The organism is Microcoleus sp. S13C4, assembly GCF_036700865.1.
In the GTDB taxonomy this organism is placed as follows: Bacteria; Cyanobacteriota; Cyanobacteriia; order Cyanobacteriales; family Microcoleaceae; genus Microcoleus.
This window is the reverse complement of record NZ_JAUBPS010000016.1, coordinates 17363-35684: the sequence shown is the minus strand read 5'-3', so window position 1 is coordinate 35684 and position 18322 is coordinate 17363. Positions and strand designations below refer to the sequence as shown.

General features: G+C 45.2%; 17 protein-coding genes and 1 pseudogene. 11 read left to right on the top strand and 7 right to left on the bottom strand.

The features are described from left to right. Positions 1-20: 20 nt before the first annotated feature. The 4 genes from QT996_RS09355 (at position 21) to QT996_RS09340 (ending at position 7296) form a co-directional block, all read left to right on the top strand. Positions 21-1040, top strand: a complete 1020-nt coding sequence (locus QT996_RS09355) for an XRE family transcriptional regulator (protein WP_333046059.1) — start codon at positions 21-23, stop codon at positions 1038-1040. A 129-nt stretch (positions 1041-1169) separates the two neighbouring features. Continuing rightward, positions 1170-3956, top strand: a complete 2787-nt coding sequence (locus tag QT996_RS09350) for a helix-turn-helix domain-containing protein (protein ID WP_333046058.1) — start codon at positions 1170-1172, stop codon at positions 3954-3956. An 879-nt stretch (positions 3957-4835) separates the two neighbouring features. Further along, the gene (locus QT996_RS09345; RefSeq protein ID WP_333046056.1) at positions 4836-5774 is read left to right on the top strand and encodes a UDP-glucuronic acid decarboxylase family protein; all 939 of its coding nucleotides are present in this window, start codon (positions 4836-4838) and stop codon (positions 5772-5774) included. A gap of 133 nt (positions 5775-5907) precedes the next feature. After that, positions 5908-7296, top strand: a complete 1389-nt coding sequence (locus QT996_RS09340; RefSeq protein ID WP_333046177.1) for a UDP-glucose/GDP-mannose dehydrogenase family protein — start codon at positions 5908-5910, stop codon at positions 7294-7296. Positions 7297-7441: 145 nt separating this feature from the next. On the opposite strand, the gene QT996_RS09335 is transcribed toward QT996_RS09340, so the two are convergent. After that, the gene (locus QT996_RS09335) at positions 7442-7912 is read right to left on the bottom strand and encodes a hypothetical protein (RefSeq protein WP_333046054.1); all 471 of its coding nucleotides are present in this window, start codon (positions 7910-7912) and stop codon (positions 7442-7444) included. Positions 7913-8078: 166 nt separating this feature from the next. Here QT996_RS09335 and QT996_RS09330 point away from each other — a divergent pair, with 166 nt between their 5' ends. Further along, a complete protein-coding gene (locus QT996_RS09330) occupies positions 8079-8297 on the top strand; it encodes a helix-turn-helix domain-containing protein (protein ID WP_006632503.1) in 219 nt (72 codons plus the stop codon). 125 nt (positions 8298-8422) lie between these two features. After that, complete coding sequence (gene ppk1, locus QT996_RS09325) at positions 8423-10606, top strand: polyphosphate kinase 1 (RefSeq protein ID WP_333046053.1); 2184 nt, start codon at positions 8423-8425, stop codon at positions 10604-10606. A gap of 451 nt (positions 10607-11057) precedes the next feature. Here ppk1 and QT996_RS09320 read toward each other — a convergent pair whose 3' ends face one another. Next, a complete protein-coding gene (locus QT996_RS09320; protein ID WP_333046052.1) occupies positions 11058-11228 on the bottom strand; it encodes a hypothetical protein in 171 nt (56 codons plus the stop codon). 202 nt (positions 11229-11430) lie between these two features. Further along, entirely contained in the window at positions 11431-11691 is a 261-nt protein-coding gene (locus QT996_RS09315; protein ID WP_006632500.1) for a hypothetical protein, read from the bottom strand. 320 nt (positions 11692-12011) lie between these two features. Between QT996_RS09315 and QT996_RS09310 the strand changes: the two genes are divergently transcribed. Beyond that, positions 12012-12563, top strand: coding sequence for a DUF2854 domain-containing protein (locus QT996_RS09310; protein WP_333046051.1), 552 nt, complete (start codon positions 12012-12014; stop codon positions 12561-12563). A gap of 49 nt (positions 12564-12612) precedes the next feature. On the opposite strand, the gene QT996_RS09305 is transcribed toward QT996_RS09310, so the two are convergent. After that, a complete protein-coding gene (locus QT996_RS09305) occupies positions 12613-12774 on the bottom strand; it encodes a hypothetical protein (protein WP_333046050.1) in 162 nt (53 codons plus the stop codon). On the opposite strand from QT996_RS09305, the gene QT996_RS09300 reads away from it, so the two are divergent. Then, a complete protein-coding gene (locus QT996_RS09300) occupies positions 12775-13845 on the top strand; it encodes an FAD-dependent monooxygenase (RefSeq protein ID WP_333046049.1) in 1071 nt (356 codons plus the stop codon). Between the two features lie 135 nt (positions 13846-13980). Beyond that, positions 13981-14472 (top strand): DUF3598 family protein, encoded by a 492-nt coding sequence (locus tag QT996_RS09295; protein WP_333046048.1) that lies wholly within the window; start codon positions 13981-13983, stop codon positions 14470-14472. 170 nt (positions 14473-14642) lie between these two features. Here QT996_RS09295 and QT996_RS09290 read toward each other — a convergent pair whose 3' ends face one another. Together QT996_RS09290 and QT996_RS09285 are read right to left on the bottom strand one after the other, a co-directional pair. After that, positions 14643-14729, bottom strand: a complete 87-nt coding sequence (locus QT996_RS09290; RefSeq protein ID WP_333046175.1) for a DUF779 domain-containing protein — start codon at positions 14727-14729, stop codon at positions 14643-14645. A 13-nt stretch (positions 14730-14742) separates the two neighbouring features. Then, positions 14743-15690, bottom strand: a pseudogene (locus QT996_RS09285) (ISKra4 family transposase). A gap of 985 nt (positions 15691-16675) precedes the next feature. Here QT996_RS09285 and remA point away from each other — a divergent pair. Continuing rightward, positions 16676-16942, top strand: coding sequence for an extracellular matrix/biofilm regulator RemA (gene remA / locus QT996_RS09280; RefSeq protein ID WP_333046047.1), 267 nt, complete (start codon positions 16676-16678; stop codon positions 16940-16942). Between the two features lie 78 nt (positions 16943-17020). Next, positions 17021-17590 carry a guanylate kinase gene (gene gmk, locus QT996_RS09275; protein ID WP_333046046.1) on the top strand — a complete coding sequence of 190 codons (570 nt, stop codon included), beginning with the start codon at positions 17021-17023 and terminating at the stop codon, positions 17588-17590. On the opposite strand, the gene QT996_RS09270 is transcribed toward gmk, so the two are convergent. Beyond that, positions 17587-18318 (bottom strand): hypothetical protein, encoded by a 732-nt coding sequence (locus QT996_RS09270; protein ID WP_333046045.1) that lies wholly within the window; start codon positions 18316-18318, stop codon positions 17587-17589. The two genes, gmk and QT996_RS09270, sit on opposite strands and share 4 nt — an antisense overlap. Between the last annotated feature and the right edge of the window lie 4 nt (positions 18319-18322).

The window sequence follows — 18322 nt, the reverse complement described above, 5'->3', positions numbered from 1 at the left end:
AAAAGGTTTGTAATTTGGCTATGCCGCAACCAACACTCAAAGCATCTGACGCAGGAATCGAAAAAGCAAAAATAGCTCTCATAGATAAAGGCTGGACTCCCGAAGACTTAGCCGAGCGTGTTTTGATTAGGGGTGAGAGCATCCATATTCACACAGTTAAAAAGTTTTTCGCCAACAAGAAGGGTGTCAGGCCCCAGTATTTTGTGGCAATTTGCAAGGCTTTAGGATTGGATTGGCAAGAAATTCGAGAACCCAATGGAACGCCATCGCCCCAAATACCTTTACCAAATGACAATCCAACCGCAGAAGTAGAACAACCAAATATTAACCACAATAATCCTTTTATTCCCCAGCATGGCAAGATAGACGATCCGCGATTTTTTTTTGGCAGAGAAAGGGAAATTCGGCGGGTATTCGAGACGCTGAATAGTGGCAGTAGCGTAGCAATCATTGGCGAAAGTGAGATCGGCAAAAGTTCTCTGCTACAAGCCATTTACCGAGAAGCACCAAATCAACTCCATCATCCGCGCAAACCCATTTACCTCGATTTGCAAATTGTTTGCCATGAAAATGACTTTTACGATGCTTTATGCCACAAAGCGGGTATCGAGACAGTGAAGGGATATTCACTAGAACGGGCTTTAGAATCGCACCGATTGCTGTTGCTTTTAGATGAAGTCGAGAATATGAAATGGGATGGATTTACTAATCCAACACGCAGCCTATTACGGGGTTTGACTGAGGGATATAACCCACCTTTGCGTCTAGTTATCGCCGCGCGCACCTCTCTAGATATCCTATTTCCTGGAAAAAATATGACATCTCCTTTCAAAGGACATGAGGAAAATCTGAAGCAATGGGATGAAAAAATCTGCCGTGAATTTATTGCTAGTCGCCTCCAGGCTTCCTGGTTAACACCTGTGGCTCAGCCCGTGAATTTTACTGAGGCAGAAATTGCGGGGTTAATTGCTGAAAGTGGTGGCTATCCTCAGAAATTGATGCAGTTGTGCTATCAAACTTATGCTGGTTATATCAACTAGGACTTACACATGGGGGCCCAGAAACCGGGTTTTTTATGAAAATATTTCGTTAGAGAATCGCAGATTCGGTAAAAAACCCGGTTTCTCACCAGCCGTGCGTAAGTCCTGTTTATTCATTCCCACCTATTTATGAGTCAAAAAGATCGCCCTGTTCCTCGGTTAGATTTAGCTCCCAAACTGAAGCGCCCTCTTTCTTTGTGGAATCCTTTAGATTACCTGCGATTGTTATATTGGGTGTTTTTCTTTCCTCAAGCTGTGCAGTGGTATGAGTTAACATTTGGGTGTGAATCTAATTTAGAAGATGCCAATTTAGAAGATGCCAAAACCTGGCGAGAAAAGTGGGAGTGGTTACGTCACAATTCAGTCCAGTGTCAGTTAATTCTACAAGCCTTGATGTTAATCATTGTTATCCCCGTAGGCTTGAGTAAATTTTTCGAGGAAATAGGCATTTCTATCGATTGGTTGGGCGTGGCGTTGGGCGTGGCGTTGGGCGTGGCGTCCGGCGTGGCGTCCGGCGTGGCGTTGGGCGTGGCGTCCGGCGTGGCGTTCGGCGTGGCGTTCGGCGTGGCGGTGGGCGTGGCGTTGGGCGTGGAGTTCGGCGTGGCGTTGGGCGTGGCGTTGGGCGTGGCCGTGGGCGTGGCGTCCGGCGTGGCGTTCGGCGTGGCGGTGGTCGTGGCGTGGGGCGTGGCGTGGGGCGTGGCGGTGGTCGTGGCGGTGGACGTGGCGTTCGGCGTGGCGTTCGGCGTGGCGGTGGGCGTGGCGTTGGGCGTGGCGGTGGGCGTGGCGTGGGGCGTGGTGGTGGGCGTGGCGTTCGGCGTGGCGTGGGGCGTGGCGTGGGGCGTGGCGTTGGGCGTGGCGTGGGGCGTGGCGTGGGGCGTGGCGTTCGGCGTGGCGTTCGGCGTGGCGTCCGGCGTGGCGATCGCACGTCCTGAAAATTGGCTTTTCGCTGTACCGTTTACCCTACTTCAGCGTCAACAGCTAAATAGACAATTTCCTCACATTACCCTACTTCCCCTTCCCTACCTGTCTTCTCAAATAGCTAATTGGCTGAGCCGGGATTGGGAAACAGGATTGCACAACATTAACCAATTACTACGATTTACCCGTCAGTTTATCCCTGTTGATAAAGCTGTAAATCGCGTACTGGCAGAGACACCAAAAGACCAACTTATCTATCGCGTCGCTCAATTATCAGCAGATCCTTGGTATTGGGAGTTGGTGTATTATGCCTCAGCTTCTCTAAGTGAAGGAATGAAGTCAGGAGCAGTAGCATATTTTTTCATCCTACCTTGGCGACAACAAATTCAAGCTCGTTTTCAAACAGAAATTCGTTTAAATACTCCTGCCCGTGCCTCTGCCGCTGGTTTCTGGTATCTCCACGAGCAAGAACCAGACAAAGCTACAGAAGCTTTCGCTATAGTGCGAGAGCTGCTTTATGGAGAGGAGATGTTTACCTTAGCGCAGATTCTCACAGATTTTCACCAAACAGGAGAACTAGCCGAGATTGCTTTCCTGAAACTGCCTGCTTCCCCCAATCCACCTCTGCTGCGTGAGACTACTTGGGAAGCAATTGCTTCTCTACGGCGGGTAATTGCCGATGTTCAACTTGTCCAGAATAGCTTATCTCGTTCTGCCCGTTCCCTTGCCCTCAACCGAGCATTAGGTGAACTTAAAACTATCCTCGATAGTCCAGATATTATACCACAATCTGAACGAATTTTAATTATTAAAACTGCCCAAAAATGGCAAGAAATATTACTGCAAGTGACCGGGAAACTCGGAGATATTTCGATCACTCAACCTGTGACTATCCCCTATATAATTGGCGATCCAGTCCAAGGCAATCTATTTGTGGGCCGCGAAGACATCATCAGACAGCTAGAGGAGTTGTGGGTAAAAGGCAATCCGCTTCAATCTGTGGCTCTCTACGGTCATCGGCGGATGGGAAAAACTTCGATTTTGTTGAATGCTAGCAACTGCTTAGGCTCAAAAGTACAGGTAGCTTATGTCAATTTGCTGCGGGTAGGAGACTGCTCTCAAGGAGTCGGCGAACTGCTAATATTCATCACCGATGCCATTGCCAAAACAGTCAAGATTGCACCTCCTGCCGATCGCGATTTACTCGATTTACCCTATCTCACTTTTGGACGCTACATCGAACAAGTAATAGCAAATATAGAAGGTGGATTAATCGTTGCTTTAGACGAGTTTGAAAAAATAGAAGAATTGATAGACGCTGGGAACATCAATCAAGATTTTATCGGTTTTTTGCGAGGGATGGTGCAAATGAGTTCTAAAGTAGCCTTTGCTTTTGCCGGATTGCACACCTTGGATGAAATGACCCAGGATTATTTCCATCCTTTTTTTGCTAGCATTCTCCCCCCCATCCGAGTAGGTTTCCTGAGTCTAGGTGCAACTCGCCAAGTTTTAGCCAATCCCGATGATGATTTTCTCCTCGACTACAAACCAGAAGCCCTCGATCGCATTTATGAACTAACTCATGGCCAACCCTACCTCACGCAATTGGTAGGATTTCTGTTAGTCCGCCTCTACAACGACCAAGTATTTGAAATGGGACGCCCCCGCGATCCAATGTTTACACTAGAAGACGTAGCAATAGTCATCAACGACCCGGAATTCTTCAGCCGAGGTCGCTACTATTTTACAGGAGTTTGGGGTCAAGCAGCGCAAGGCGCATCGGGACAACAGGAGATTTTAAAAGCCTTAGCACCTCACTTAGAAGGAATGAATCTCGACAGGCTGAGTCAAGAAACAGGGATGGATGAGACAAGTTTACAGGAAGCACTAAAAACTCTCGAACGCCACGATGTGGTTCGAGAAAGTGATGGTTGCTACAGTATTACTGTCGAACTATTCCGCCGCTGGGTTGAGATGTCATGGGGAGGGAAGGGATAGTTAGTTATCCCTTTGAGTATTCGGCGGTTGAAACCAATCCTACACAAACTCTCGTCCCAGCAGAGGGGGACTAAGAGACAAGCTGTAAAATTAATATTACTATTAGGCCAAATATTTACATGGTTGGCGGCCCTAACGGTTCAGGCAAAACTACAGTTTTCCCGATATTATTACCCAATTTTTATTTTGAGAATGTTTTGAATATGTCCATGCAGATGCGCCGCCGGAATGTCCCCATTCAATCCAGAGTCAGTTGCATATCCTCGCAGCACGCTTAATGATACAAAGACTGCGAACTTTATCAGACTCTGGCACCGATTCCGCCTTCGAGACAACTTTAGCCGATCGTAACTTTGCTCGATTCTTGAGAAACTGTCAAACTAAAGGCTACACAATCAACCTAATTTAGTTCTGGCTGCAATCTCCCGAAATCCCAATTGAACGGGTGCAACCCAGGGTTGAAAGTGGCGGACATTCTCTTCGCGAAATCGAGATAACTTCTCTCATATTGCTTTTGAGATAAATCGACCCTTGTTTTTTCCAACAAGCCCGTGAAGCCCAGCTATCCCGTAGGGCATCGCCCAACTTCAAACCGAAGTCATCAAGTAACTAATAACCAGTAACAAATAACAGAAGTATTGTCAACAGTATTTTTTCTGAATAGTGAAACTTAAATAAAAATTGCTAGCGAAGATTTAGGAATTATAGCACTTCGTTCAAACTCTTGAAAAATGCTAAGTTAATTAAAGATTTTATAAAAGTGACACATAAGTGTTTACATTGTCGATCGCAATTTTGTTATTCTATTAGAAAGTTTCATTCTAGCGACTGAATTTTTGTACCCCAGTCCTACCCCTAAACAGAACGGCAGTTTCCACAATGAGAATTTTAGTCACAGGCGGTGCGGGTTTCCTCGGTTCCCACCTAATCGATCGCTTAATGGCCCAAGGACACGAGGTAGTCTGCCTGGATAATTTTTACACCGGGACTAAACGCAATATCCTCAAATGGCTGGACAACCCATATTTTGAGCTGATCCGCCACGACATCACGGAACCGATTCGGTTGGAGGTAGATCAGATTTACCATCTGGCGTGTCCCGCTTCCCCTATACACTATCAGTACAACCCTGTCAAGACCCTTAAAACAAATGTCATCGGCACGATGAATATGTTGGGATTGGCAAAACGGGTAAAAGCAAGATTCTTTCTCGCCTCCACTTCCGAAGTGTACGGAGATCCTGACGTACATCCACAAACAGAAGATTATCGCGGCAACGTTAATTGTATAGGAATTCGCAGTTGTTATGACGAAGGCAAACGAGTAGCTGAAACCTTATCTTTTGATTACCATCGGCAAAATGGAGTAGACATTCGAGTTGTACGAATCTTCAATACCTACGGCCCCCGGATGTTGGAAAATGACGGCAGAGTAGTGAGCAATTTTATTGCTCAAGCTTTGCGGAATCAACCGCTGACAGTATACGGCGACGGTTCCCAAACCCGGAGTTTTTGCTACGTTTCTGATTTGGTGGAAGGATTTATTCGTTTGATGAATAGCGACCAAATCGGGCCAATGAATTTGGGTAATCCAGGCGAATACACTATATTGGAACTGGCCCAAAAAATTCAAAACACGATTAATCCTGGGGCAGAAATTATCTTTAAGCCGCTGCCGGAAGACGATCCAAAACAGCGACAACCGGATATTACTCGTGCTAAAAATTGGTTGGGGTGGGAGCCAACTGTTCCCCTGGATCAAGGTTTAGAGTTGACTATAAAGGATTTTCGCGATCGCATCGAGGGAAACCAAAAGTAGAGACTGGGAGAGGGGGAGAGTGGGGGAGGGGAAAAATCTTCCTTATTTCCAATTCTCAATTCTAAATTCGCAATTCGCAATTCGCAATTCCCGATTGCCATCTGATTTTTTTACTAACTTTGAGGACATTTGTATGCAGGTTTGCGTCATCGGTACAGGATATGTTGGCTTAGTCACTGGCACTTGTTTGGCCCACATCGGCCACCACGTGATTTGCGTAGACAATAACGAAGAAAAAGTTAAATTAATGAAGTCTGGACAGTCGCCTATTTTTGAACCCGGACTGTCAGAATTAATGTCCTCTGCATCTGCGTCGGGCAATCTAGAATTTACTTCCGATTTAGCAGCAGGAGTGGCTCACGGGGACATTTTGTTTATTGCCGTGGGGACGCCTCCTTTGCCTACTGGGGAAAGCGATACTCGCTACGTGGAAGCGGTTGCTCGTGGGATTGGCGCTCACCTCGACGGCGATTACAAAGTAATCGTAAACAAGTCAACGGTGCCCATCGGTTCGGGAGATTGGGTGCGAAGAATTGTACTCGACGGTTTAGCAGAACGTCAAAAACCTCAAAGCGGTGACGGGGCTACTGGTGAGGAAGTAGCAGCAAAAAAAGGTGTGGTATTTGATGTGGTTAGCAACCCGGAGTTTTTGCGGGAGGGCTGTGCTGTTTTCGATACTTTTAATCCCGATCGCATTGTTCTCGGCAGCAACTCTCGGCGGGCTATGGATATGATGCTACAGTTATATCGGCCGATTGTCGATCGCAAGTTTGCAGAAAATCCGTCTTTGCCCGAGGTGCCTGTGGTAATGACCGATATCAGTTCAGCGGAGATGATTAAGTACGCAGCTAATGCTTTTTTGGCTACGAAGATTAGCTTTATTAATGAAGTTGCTAACATTTGCGATCGCGTCGGTGCAGATATTACCCAAATATCGAAAGGTATCGGTTTAGATTCGCGGATTGGTAGCAAGTTTCTGCAAGCTGGCATTGGTTGGGGCGGTTCTTGTTTCCCGAAAGATGTCTCGGCTTTAGTTCACACTGCTGAGGATTACGGCTACGAAGCGCATTTGCTGAAAGCGGCGGTGGAAGTTAACGAACGCCAGCGGTTGATTGCTATTGAAAAGTTGCAACAAGTTTTGAAGATTCTCAAAGGTAAAACTGTCGGACTTTTGGGTTTGACTTTCAAGCCGGATACTGACGATTTGCGGGATGCTCCGGCGCTGAATTTAATCGAGAGTTTGAACCGATTGGGAGCGAAAGTTAAAGCTTACGATCCGATTGTTTCTCAAACTGGAATGCGTCACGGTTTGTCGGGAGTTTTGGTAGAAACTGATCCGGAAAGACTGGCTGATGGTTGCGATGCTTTGGTGTTGGTGACTGACTGGGAACAGTTTCGCAATTTAGATTACGAGAAAATGGCGAAGTTGATGAATCATCCGGTGATGATTGATGGCCGCAATTTCTTAGACAAGAAGGCTTTAGAAGCCGCTGGTTTCCAATATGTGGGGATTGGAAGGTAAAGAAGAGTTTTGATCATAACCTCTATCTCGTAGGGTGCGCCGCAGCGCACCTTACAAACGAGCATTTCTAAGCCGTAGGATGCGCCGAAAAACACCTTACATTTGCTGGCGACGAACAATCGCGGGTTTATCCCTCCGGCGTGGTTTAAAAATGTTCCATCAATGTTTTTTCTTGAGCGTAAACATCTCGTAGCTGTTGCAGCGCTGAGGCAGAAATTACCGATTTAACTGTAGCGACTAATTTACCCCACTCAAGCAAGCTGTCAACTGAAACAGCAGTTTTGAAGTTGTACGTATAGAATTTAGTCCAAAATTCTGGTGCTTGTGTCCGTTTCCAGCGTTTGTACCAGGCGACAAAATCTTGAGCACAGGGCGGTTTTACTTCTAAGATAGGGGGGAAATCGGCGTAGCTGACAAATCGACTGAGGCCTTTGGCATGAACGTACACCACGTTGTGGCAGCATTCGATCCGGTATATCTGTTCGGGTGATATGTTGAACAGGAGTGCTACTGTTTCTTCGGTGACAAATCTCGATCGCGGATTGACGATCGACGATTTGTGAATAATTTTTGATGCGCCGATCGTTGACGCTCTTAGCTGATTTTCTGATATCATTGTAGTTGCATCTGGTGGTGGTAGCTAAATCTATCTCTGCTAAGTGCGATCGACAGAAATTATCTGTCGGGATTAATTTTAACTGGCGATCGTCTTTAGTTTGCAGACCGGGGGCGATCGCTTTTTGATATATTATACTAAATCCAAAATTTTGTAAATAGTGAATATGAGCAAAGGCTTAGTCAGATTGCGGGTTCGAGAGTTGGCTGCCGAGAAGGGATGGACGCTCAAGGAAGTTGCGGAGCGATCGGGCGTGGGCTACAGTACGATTAGCAATTATGCTCGTTCTCAGGGGATGGCAATGGTTGACTTTGCAGCAGTCCACAAGCTGGCTCGAACTTTTGATGTGATGATTGAGGATTTCGTGGTAATCCTCGAAAAATAGTTGAAAGTTTTGCCTAAATTCAATGTTTGAGCGATCGACCAAAAGCAGATGCGAACAAATCCTTTAACCTACAATACTATTTCTAGAGATGCCATCACTGAGCCTCCCCAAGACTCCCTCAAACCATGCCCAAGCCAAAAAAGATCCCCGCCAAAACCTACACTGAAATCAATCTCAGCGACCCTCAATATTACTTCAACCGAGAACAAAGCTGGCTAGAATTCAACAACCGCGTGCTCCACGAAGCCCTCGACCCCCGCACGCCCCTCCTAGAAAGGCTCAAATTTCTCGCTATTTTTAGTTCCAACCTAGACGAATATTTTATGGTGCGGGTGGCTGCCCTCAAACAGCAAGTACAAGCAAAAGTCAGCAAATTGACCTCCGACGGCAGCACGCCTCAACAACAGCTAGATGGCCTGAACAAGCGGCTTTTGCCGATGGTTTCTCAGCAACACGCCTATTTTGAGCAAACCCTGCGGCCGAAACTAGCAGCAAGTGGCATCTACATTCTGGACTACATTGACCTCAATCAAGAACAGCGCAATTACTTGCACCGCTACTTCAAAGAACAAGTATTTCCCGTACTCACTCCCTTAGCAGTTGACCCCAGCCACCCATTCCCCTACCTTTCCAATCTCAGCCTCAATTTAGCAGTAGTAGTCAGGGACCCCGACACGCGGGAAGAATTATTTGCCCGCGTCAAAGTACCGCAGGTACTCCCGAGGTTTTTGCCACTACCGGGGGATTTGCAGTGGCCGCAGAGGGGCAAATCTCCTGTTTGGACTGGCGTGCCCCTAGAACAGGTGATTGCCCACAATTTAGAAGCTTTGTTTCCGGGGATGGACGTTGAGGAATATCACCCGTTCCGCATTACTCGCAATTCCGATTTGACGGTGGAGGAAGATGAGGCGGAGGATTTGCTGCTGGCAATAGAACAGGAACTCCGCAAGCGCCGATTTGGAGGTTCTGCTGTGCGGATGGAAATTCAAGCGACTATGCCACCTGCGCTGCGAGATATGCTGATGGATGAGCTGTATCTCGGTGAGCAAGATGTTTACGTCGTAGAGGGGCTGCTAGGCCTCAAGGATTTGATGTCTTTTGTGGGGCTGCCGGTGCCGGAACTGAAAGACCCGGCTTGGACTCCGGTTGTGCCGCCCCGCTTGCGGAACTCGGAATCGGCAAGGATTTTAGAGAAATCGATGTTGGATGCTGAGGATGGTCAGGATATTTTCACCGCCATCCGGCAGGGGGATTTGATGCTGCACCATCCTTATCACTCGTTTGCGGCGACGGTGCAACGGTTTATTACTGAGGCGGCGCACGATCGCTCCGTGTTAGCGATTAAGATGACTTTATACCGCACTTCTGGAGATTCGCCGATCGTCAGCGCCTTAATTCAAGCAGCGGAAAACGGCAAGCAGGTAGCCGTTTTAGTAGAGCTCAAAGCGAGGTTTGACGAAGAAAATAATATTAATTGGGCTCGCAAGTTAGAACAAGCGGGAGTCCACGTAGTTTACGGTTTGGTGGGACTCAAAACCCACACCAAAATTGTGATGGTAGTGCGTCGCGAGGACGGGCACATCCGCCGCTATGTCCACATCGGCACCGGCAATTACAATCCCAAAACAGCCGGACTGTATACCGATGTGGGTTTGTTGAGTTGTCGCGAGGATTTGGGATCTGATTTGACGGATTTGTTTAATTATTTGACGGGCTATTCGCGGCAGGTATCTTATCGCAAATTATTGGTAGCGCCAGTCAATATGCGCGATCGATTTTTAGCTTTAATCCGTCGCGAGGCAGAATTCTGCCGCTTGCAGGCAGAAGGCGGTATCGGTAGCTGCGGCCGCATTGTCGCTAAAATGAACGCTTTAGTTGACCCTCAAATCATTGTTGCTTTGTACGAAGCTTCGCAAGCGGGAGTTAAAATTGATTTGATTATTCGGGGGATTTGCTGTTTGCGTCCCGGCGTTGAGGGTGTTAGCGAAAATATCAGAGTTATCAGTATTATCGGGCGCTTTTTAGAGCATTCTCGGATGTTTTATTTTTTCAACGGTGGCGACGAAGAGGTGTATATTGGTTCTGCTGACTGGATGCAGCGCAATCTCACAAGACGGGTGGAGGCCATAGTTCAGGTGGAAGACCCGACAATTGCCAAGGAACTGCAAGAAATTTTGGGGGTAATGCTGGCTGACAACCGCCAAGCTTGGGATTTGCAGCCGGGAGGACACTACTCTCAGCGACGGCCGCCTACTAATTGCCCGGAAGTGAGCTCTCAGCAAATTTTGATGGATATGGTAATTAATTAGTCATTAATCATTAGTCATTAGTTAAATTTGCCGTTAGCAGTTGTCGGTTGTTTTTAGCTATTAAGCTATAGCAATCCTTGCAGGAGTCGTAAATTTTTTACCTCACCCCAACCCTCCGCGCGGGTTCGGGGGGAGTAATACCAATTTTTTATGAGGCTGCATAGAATCTGATCCCCCCTAACCCCCCTTAATAAGGGGGGGACAAGATTCTTCTCAAAGTCCCCCTTCTTAAGGGGGATTTAGGGGGATCGAGATATGTGCAACTTCACCTTAAATTGGTATAAGAAATTCACAAACGATGCGAGGATTGCTATGTACTGCATTTAATGTTCACTTTTAGGGCTAGCTTTGGGGCCCACCCCACAAGATTTTTAGTAACCTAACTATGCAAATTAAATGCCCGGCAGCTTAGCTAACAACTGATGACTAATGACTAATGACTTCTGACTGCTTAACTGTTAAAAGTGCGCTTGAATTCTTCTAAGAGATCGTCAATTTCTTCGATCGCCTGACTCACATCTATTCTCAGGGCTCCCAAGTCCGATCGATCTAACAGCCGCACGAGGGATTCCCGCTTGCTCTCGATCTGTGCTACGCGCTCTTTGATTGTTTGTGCATCCATGGTTTTTTGCCTTTGCTACTATTAACAAAAATATTTGACATTCCCCCCTGCGAACAGACGGGGATTCTTAATCCACCGACATACCTTTTTGGGCAAATCCTTCACTGTTTTTATATGGGAAGTGATGAACCTGCTCAGGATTTTTGGGTCTGTGTTATAGTTTGATTGTACATCAAAACTTCCCCCAAACTTCAGCCAAATTTTAGCGCAAAAAAGGCGGACGTTTGGTATCTGCGGGTTTATTTTTCATCATTCCAGCTAAAAATCGCTTCAGGGCCTTCTCCCGGTTTTTCATAAAAGCAGCCCAAAATCCCGGTTGATATTCATCCATCGTCTTGGCTAGGGCCCAGACATCGATCGCTAAGATATTATAAAGCCTTTCATCTTCGCGTTTGAGCGAGTTAATCTGCTCCAAAACCGCCTTGTTTGCTCCAGCAGTTTGTTTGTCTTCGTCTTTAATCATGTCCGAAAAATGGTTGAAAGGGCAAGAGTGTAGATCGCGATCGCCACTCTGTATACTTTGATGATACTGCCGATCTCGATTGCCTTCTGGAACCAACGCCGCGCAATTAACACGGATATTTACCGATGGCGCGCCCGGGCGAGTCCGGCAGGATAAGCTTCTGAACCTAGAGACAAGACTGTGGATGCACACCGCTCCCGCGCTCATAGATGCTAGCAGTTTTTGCAGGTCTTTTGGCAAAAAAACTAAATTTATTCAAGACTTTTTGACAGATAATAATTAAAGTATATTATTTCTGTCCGACTACTTACCTCACTAATATGTTACGTAAAATTTCTTTAGCAAACCTAGCCTTAGTTGTGGGCGGTATTATAGCAGCAGTCGGGTTCGGAGCTTACTTCACAGACAGACCTACCCTGAACCTAGCGGGTTTTTTTTATGGAATTCCGCTGTTGCTGGGAGGTTTGGCCCTCAAAGCGGCAGAACTCGAACCAGTGGAGTTCACCGAACCGACTTCTCCCGAAGTTCTTCTCCTGCGAGAAAGTCAAGCCACCGATACTCAAAACCAAGTCCGCAAAGATATTACCCGATTTCGCTACGGTCAACCCGCGCACTTAGATGATGCTTTGGAGCGCTTGGGCCTGGCCCCGACAGACGAGGAACGACCACTCCTGCAAGGGTTGCGGGAAGTTGATGTTGACGGTGCTTATGGGTTAATTTTAGAGTTTTATTCGCCACTAATGTCGATCGACTTATGGGAAGAAAAGCAAGACAAAATAGCTACTTTTTTTGGGCCAAGTTTGCGCGCACAAGTGAGTCAAAAGGCTGGTGACAAAATTGAATTGGCTCTAATTAAAAATACTCCAGCTTAAAGTAGTCTTAAGTTTTGAGTGCGTGAATTTTGAAGTCATCACTTAAACCTTAATCCTGCATCAGCTTAGATAGTGATTTTAGCGGCAGCGTCAAACCTGTCGCTATTAACAAAAGCTCAATCCGCAATTGGGCGATCGCCAAAATTTGATTTTCCTTAATTACAATAGTGGTTGAGAAGCGATCGGCAATCTTAAATCTGGAGAAGCACAAATGGTTTCGTCCCATAGTAGGATAGGTATTATCGGCGCAGGAACATCAGGAGCTTATCTGGCAATTCTGCTGAGTCAACAAGGGTTTCAAGTTGACTTGTTTGAAAAAGCACCCCATCCGCGCACCGATGGCTGTGGTATCCTGATCGTACAAGCAGGTATGCAAGCACTTCATCAAGGCAACCCTGAAATCACCGAAACAATTATCAACTCAGGCGATCCGGTTAAATTATTCGAGTTTCGCAACCTCCGTGGCGGTGTCATCAATTCTGAACCCGTCACCTATCAGGAAAATGAACTCCCAGGAATGCTGGTACACCGCAAAGCTATTCTAGAAGCACTCCTCGACAAGTTACCCCCTGAGTGTATTCATTTTAATGCGGAATTAGCATCGATCGCCCAAACCGAGCACAGTGCAATCGCCCACTTCAAAGATGGCCGTAAATGGGAAGGCGATCTTTTAATTGGTGCCGATGGAATCGTCTCAAAAGTCCGTCAATTTATCGTTCCAGATGTAGAACTTTTCTATTTAGGCGATATTGTCTGGCGAGGAATTGTCGAAGATCACAGCTTCTGTCCCGAAGGAAACTTTTTGGTTTATGTACGCGGTAGGGGAATTTATGCCAACTTCTTTCACATTGGTGGAGGTCGCACTCATTGGGGTTTCTTTATTGAAAAAGAGCGCACAGAGTCGGAAATAGGGAAACTACAACCTAATAATATTACAATTCCTCCCCAAGAATTAGCAAAACTCCCAGATGATGCGCGAAAAGTGATTGAATCAACCCCTGTGGAAAATATTGTCTGTCGTTTTTCCTATGACATTGACCCCTTACCAAAAATCTATGATGGTCGTGTTATCTTAATTGGAGATGCGGCCCACGCGAAAAGTTCCACACGCGCTAGAGGTATGACTTCTGGCTGGGAAGACGGCCTGTGTTTAGCACAACATCTCACAGATAGTGCTAATATTGCCGAAGCGCTAGAAAATTTTCAAGCTGAAAGATTACCTATTGTCCACGAATATCAACGCACTAGCCGCGAAATGAGTTTGAAAATAGGTCGCCGTTAGCCCAATTTTAATCATCCTGTAGGGCGGGTTCGCCAATAACTTTAAAGGGTGCAGACAGGTAAAAAAAACGCCCCCACCCACAAAAAAGCCCTTTTAAGTTTGGACAATTTTTTTAGATAAACCGGAGACTAATTAATGAATAACGATTTGGGAATTCATGAAGATACCGTCAACCCTCTAAACTCTCCTGATTTAGAGAAAGTACCGGAAATTTTCACACGTCATATTGGTACTTGGAAAGGCGAATTTATTAAGACTGATACTCGCGGACATTTTTCTCGCAGCTTTTTGTGTAATATAAGCATCGGGATTGAGGGGAGTCACCACCGACAAGTTAACAACTATGAATACTCAGATGGTTCTCGCATTCAGCTAATTTTTCAAGGTGAATATGAAAATCGGATGCTGAAATTATTTTCTAGCAGTTATGCTGATTTTTTGGGGGTCGTGTGGGATGCTGGTCAGGACATTATCTGTATGCGGTCAACAAAAACTGAGGGTAACGCACTGATTACTTTTGTGGAAACAATCACTTTAGTAGCCGACAATCACCGAGTTCGTAGCACTCAAATTTTTAAAGATGGCATTTTTGACAGCATTGCATTTATTGAGGAAATGCGTATATAAGTAAGCCCACATAAAAAATACCCCGATTGCCGACTTCTTTAAAAAGTCGGCAATCTAACATATCTCGCGTTTTCAAGAACTAATTAATCCGCCTTAATAAACAAGCGAGAACGAGTAATAAAACGCTCTCCATCCGGCCCTTCCAGGGAAAAATCGTTACCTCCTGGCCCTCATGCCACGTCTATAATTAACTGCGTGTGCTGCCAATATTTGTATTGCGGGGCTGCAATATAAAAGGGGCAACGGGTGCATCTCACTTTGGCACATACATCAAATTGAAAGTTGACCGTTCAGATAAGCACAGCGAAGAGCCAGGATAGAGGAAACGTTCTCAATATTCCATTGCGCTCCCGATATTTTCACCCTTAATCCAATGCGTTTAATTTTTGATTCAACGGTTCCCGAACCAATCGAACTTATGGATTATTCTTTGTAGTATTGGTAATTCACTATTCGGCAGCGATGGGTCTCTAAATAATTGAAAAACGTTTTAAATGCTTGACTTTTAAAGTCTTTAAATAAATTTATAACTTCATCAACTTTGCCTTGCCACAACATAGTTTCTGCTAACTTTAATCGTTTTATTGAACCCCCTACCTTGTAGTAATTTTTGCCGATTAGTCCCATCAATTAAATCTTGATTATTTGGAAAAAATGCTCCATCATAAACATTATCTCAACATACGGCTTTATAGTCTTTCCAGTAACACCCCTCGCCCTAGGTTTCGTTGCTTAGCCTGACTTTACCGCCATTCAATGTAATTTATTGGACTCCTTGTTTAGATGTAGGCAATTCAAATTCTTGTCTCTTGACTAATATGAGTAATGTACTGTGAAAAATTTTGATAGCCGTAAATTTTTCCAAATCTTTTTCTGCCATTTGATAAGATTCGTTGGCACTGATTAAAAGACAACATTTTTTCATCAGTGGACTAAATTGACTGTAAGCTTTCCAACCAAAATCTTTCGCCTGATTGTCTGTAATTTCGAGGGAGCCGACTGTGGATTTTATTTGGGGGGTTTTCCTGTTTGAATTCCTGATACTGCTGAAAAAAAAAATCTACCTAGTGTGGAACCCACTTATTCTAACATTTTCTGACGCACCGATTTGTCGATACTTTCCAAACTTTTTTACTCGATTGGATCGGTATTTCTCTAAAGAACTTCTGCTGCCGCTTTTAAGTAGACTTTTAGCTGTTGCTGGTCTGAGGCTGTCATTTTCTTTACCTCATCTTTATTTGACGATTTTACTAGCTTTTTTATTTTAAGCCTTTTTTGACATATTCGCAAAAGTGAGATGCACCCCTACAGAACTACCCCGCAGGGGGTAAGTTTCGATTAAGCTGAATTCTTTGATCTGCATCAATTTTACCCTCGCTTATCCACCAATCAATACCAGTCTACCTGATTTTGAGCTTAACCGAGAAGTATTGATACATATCCTGTATGTGTACGGTGCGGTGTGGATGAAGTCTTACTGCTACCCAGAAGATTCCAGGTTTATGAACCACACAACAGTTCCTCCTAGGGACACGGCAATGCCGTGTCCCTACACTTAATAAACCTGAAATACGCTATAATTTATGCGAAAAACAACTTTTTGCGTAAGTTTTAGGGTTATAAAAATGATAATTGGAGCCACACTTTTTTCATTGGCATTAATAGGAATAAAATTTTCCATACCAACCCATCTTAGTGTAGAACATCATGCAATAAACATCTGTATTTTGGCACATCATCCCCAATCTTTTGGTGGGAAATTGGGGCTGATGTGCGATCGCCAGCAGCTTGTAGTTTAGGTTGGAAACCTCATCAAAGCAGCATCAGTCTCAATAGTGTTAGTATAGACTTTCGCTTGGCAAATATTTACTACTATTTATCACTGATTCTACTTATTTTTCCTATTTTGAAAATTAAATTTATATTTCGCAACATTTACAGATTGTTTGATCGATACAGCTAATGCGTTTATTAGCAACTAAAAATCGACGAATTTACCGAATCTTTAAGATAGAGCGGCAACAGCGAGTATTTTTTAAATTTTTGATAAAGAACGGGGTACTCGGTGTCAAAAGGGTAAAAAATTAATCTCAACTAAAAAACTTAGTTGGGATTAATTTGAGGATTGTACTAAAAAATATTTGTATATATGATAAAAAGTAAGGATTGATAGTTAGTCGTTCACCTACAGATTAAGATTTTCATGGATATTCAATTAATTAATATCGGTTTTGGTAACATTGTGTCTGCTAATCGAGTGATTGCCATTGTCAGTCCCGAGTCAGCGCCAATTAAGCGGATTATTACTGATGCGCGGGAGCGGGGACAACTGGTTGACGCGACTTACGGGCGCCGCACGAGAGCGGTAATTATTACAGATTCGAGTCACGTCATCCTCTCGGCGATTCAGCCGGAAACGGTTGCTAATCGTTTTGTGGTGAGCAAAGACGGTCAAGGTCGGGATGATTGAGGTTTGTCAGTTGCAATTTGAGCGTTTACAGTCTAAAGTAAGCGGAAACTTAAATTGTTACACGTTTCTATTCTAAAAATGAAATCTGGTAAATTAATTGTTCTGACGGGGCCTAGCGGTGTGGGGAAAGGCACCTTAGTACGATCGCTCCTTAATCGCCATTCCGAATTGTATCTGTCGGTATCGGTGACAACTCGATCGCCCCGTGAGGGAGAAATTGAGGGACAGCACTACTATTTTGTCAGCCGCAGCCGCTTTGAACAAATGGTTGAGGCTGGAGAGTTGGCGGAATGGGCCGAGTTTGCCGGTAATTTTTACGGTACTCCTTATTTTGGTCTCAAGCAAGGAATTGGTGAGGGAAAATGGGTATTGCTCGAAATTGAGCTCGAAGGGGCTAGGCAAATTAGGAATAATTTTCCAGAGGCGCTGCGAATTTTTATTTTACCTCCTTCTTGGGAAGAATTGGAACGGCGCTTGCGGAGTCGGGGTCAAGATTCCGAAAGTGCGATCGCCCGTCGGTTGCTGCGGGCTAAAGAGGAAATTGAAGCTGCTGGGGAATTCGATTTCCAAGTTGTTAATGACGATTTGGAAGTTGCTTTGAAAAAGCTAGAATCAATACTTAATTTGGTTGAGCTTGCAGGTAACTAATGGCTAATTACCCATTTCTCCGTCCTCGCTAAAACTTCGCTACTTTGTTTGATAGCAACACAAACTTTTAAATTCAACTCCAGAATATTCGATGAAGGCGAAATTTTTCTCAACGGTTCAATTTCGCGAGCAGAACAGCCCAACATTTCCATATAAGCTAGCGTCCACCCAATAGCTGCCATGTCCCCTACATTGCCTTCTCCGGCGCAAAGGTAACAATCCAATTCGCCCTCGGGTCCACACTCAGGACAAACCCAATTGCCCAGTTGTGAATGGGGCAGATTTATGCGGGAGGCGGATGCAATTGTTAATGCTTTAATATGATTTTGAACTACTTGTTTAAAACCTCGGTTTTGGTCGCTGCGGTGGTCGGAATTACCGTGCGGCCCGATTGCTACTGCTTGCTGTTGTGGCGAAGCAAGAGATGCTGTTTGGTTCTCCCTGGTTACTCTAGATTCGCCTAGGTTCGCAGTTAGCTGAATACTATAGTCTTTCGACTCCGCAGTCTGAGATTGGTTGAGTGCGCTGGAGGAATCGGGTTCGGAAGTTGTGAAGGATTGTTCTATGCGATCGGCAAAATCTTGCATTGAGAGGTGATGTTCGATCGCCAAAGACCAAGTTCTTTTATGTCGGAGGTCGCCATATTTTCTGGCTTCTTCCTCAGTAATGCCGATCGCCGCAGCCTCTTGGCGCAGCACATTCATCGAAGTCATTGTATCTGATATCATTAGT